Genomic DNA, 2,441 nt, shown 5'->3' on the forward strand with positions numbered 1-2,441 from the left:
TATCGGGTATGTGTTTTTATTTTTTTAAGAATTTTAAGATTAATTCGTTTAATTTTTTAGGTTGTTCAAAAGGGACATAATGTGTTGCATTTGGAATAATTTCTATTTCTGAATCCTGTATCAACTCCTGTATTGATTTGGTATGTTCTGCTTTTATCACATCATTGCTTCCAGCAATAATTAAGACAGGATTATTAATATGACTGAGTTGCTTAGAAGTTATATCTGGTTGATTTAACATTAGTTTCGTTAAACGTTGATTATCTGTTAGATTATCTGAAATTTGCTTTTTAAAATCATTTATGATTTTCTCATTTACACCCGAAGGATTCAAATTAGCACCGATTGTTATGAGTTTACATACCAATTCTGGATGTTCTGAATTGAAAATCAATCCTGTATTTCCGCCATCGCTCCAACCAATAATACTCATTTTTTCTAGATTTAAATACTTGATAACTTTGTATAAATCATTGGCAAATTCCTCATAAGTATAATCCTCTTTTGTTAAATCTGTGCTTTTACCCTGACCTCGAGTATCTATCGCAATAACACGATAATGTTTTGAAAAGAATGGTATTTGTTGATAGAAATCAGATATACTCCCACTATTACCGTGAAGCAATAGTAAAGGATTTCCTTTTCCGTATTCCTCAAAATATATTTTTGCATTTCCTAAATCAATATATTTGCCATCTTTTCTTTTTCCATAATCTGTTTTTCTTGCATTTTCTTTATTTTTATAAACTTCAATTAAAGTTTTAGTGTCACTATTATCACTGATATTATTGTCTTCTTCAGTTATATCTTTTTCATCCTTATTTTTAGAATAACTAATTTCAAGGTTGGAAATAAAACTTCCTTCACTTTGCTCCCAAATTCCCTGACTTTGATATCTGAAAAGTAAATTTTCTGAAAAAGTTTTTTTTGCCGACAATCCAAATATAAATTCTGTATTTTTTAATGGCTCGTAATCAACTAATTGAAGGGTTATAGCGATTCTATCAAGATCATTAAAGACTAATTTATATTTTGATAAATCTATATTTTGCCAGCCAGTTGAAGAAGTTTTATAAATGATGTTTTCTTCAAGAAGAGATTTATCAGGAATATTATTTTTTATGCTATAAATATTAAGTTTTAAAGTGATTTTCTTAAATTTTGAACTTGGAATAATGTAATAATTATATGATTTTAGTCTTGTTTGTTGATAAACCGGGAAAGAACTACCCTGTTCTATTGTTGGAACATTTTTATCAAACATTTTAGAAAAAGTAAGGAACGGTCTTGTTTTTTGTCCAATAACTTTTTCGCTCATTTTTTTTGAGCTAATTACTACTTCATTAAGATTCGTTGTCTTATACTCTAAAACTATAATACTATTTGCTTTTAGCTCATTTATTGAAATAATTTTGTCATAATATCCAATAGAACTAAAAACTATTTTTTTGTTATCTAAATTATTGGGGATTTTAAATTTGTAGTTTCCATTTTCGTCGGTTATTGTTCCAAGTTTTGTGTCCTTAATTCCAATTGAACAATAAGGAATTATTACGTTATCTAGACTTTTTACATTTCCTTCAATTATCGTTTGAGCATTACTATTTAAGCACATTAAAAGAGCTATTGCGTAAATATATTTATACATTTTTTCGTTTTGTATTTCTGAAATTGAGATACTTTGTTTTGATAGAAAAAGTTTGAGGTTTTTATTTTTTCTTTCAGGCCGATATTTCCCCTTTCGTTCTCTTCTCAGGTCTAATAATCATTCGTAACGATTGGTCTTTCGAGAAATAAGCAATCATCCAATGGTAAAAAGTGTTCAATCTGTTGCGGTAGGTTATCAAGGACATGAGGTGAACGAATAGCCAAATCATCCAGGCTAAAAAGCCTTTGAAATGCATTTTGGGTTTGGGTAAATCAACAACGGCTTTGTTTTTTCCAATGATAGCCATAGAGCCTTTGTCTTTGTATTTAAAGGGTTTTAAAGGTTTATTTTGAACCATTAACTTGAAGTTTTCGGCTAAATTGACCCCTTGCTGAATAGCCACTTGCGCTACTTGCGGGTGACCTCCCGGAAAATCCACATCGTTGAGTTGAATACAGGTATCTCCAATGGCGTAGATGTTTTCGGTAGCATTTACTTTGTTGAACGCATCGGTAGCCATTCGTTTGCCACGACCGTAACTTTCCGCCGGAATTCCTTCAAATTCCCTTGCTGAAACTCCAGCCGCCCAAATCAAGTTTTTGGTTTGTATGGTTTTACCATCACCTAAAAAAACGGTATCGTCTTTATAATCCACCACTCGGGTGTTTAGTTTTACGACAACTCCAAGTTGTGTTACTGCTTCCAAAGTATCTTTTTGGGATTCCTCGCTCATGGGCGACAATAAGGCGTCTCCCCCATCGATTAAATAAATATTGCTGGCAGAGGTTTGTAA

The 2,441-nt window shown here is 31.3% G+C and carries 2 protein-coding genes; both read right to left on the minus strand.

The genetic code is table 11. From position 1 onward, the window contains the following. Positions 1 to 16: 16 nt before the first annotated feature. Complete coding sequence (locus VFS71_RS18390) at positions 17 to 1,648, minus strand: alpha/beta fold hydrolase (protein ID WP_326403090.1); 1,632 nt, start codon at positions 1,646 to 1,648, stop codon at positions 17 to 19. A gap of 73 nt (positions 1,649 to 1,721) precedes the next feature. Beyond that, positions 1,722 to 2,441 (minus strand): NAD(P)/FAD-dependent oxidoreductase (locus VFS71_RS18395; RefSeq protein ID WP_326403091.1); only part of this gene is annotated, 720 nt, incomplete at its 5' end.

It is taken from the genome of Flavobacterium sp. (genome assembly GCF_035760125.1).
GTDB lineage: Bacteria > Bacteroidota > Bacteroidia > Flavobacteriales > Flavobacteriaceae > Flavobacterium.

What these genes read in the sequence shown, in the direction of transcription:
- VFS71_RS18390 (WP_326403090.1), bottom strand. Translation starts at nt 1,648, where the DNA reads ATGTATAAATATATTTACGCAATAGCTCTTTTAATGTGCTTAAATAGT.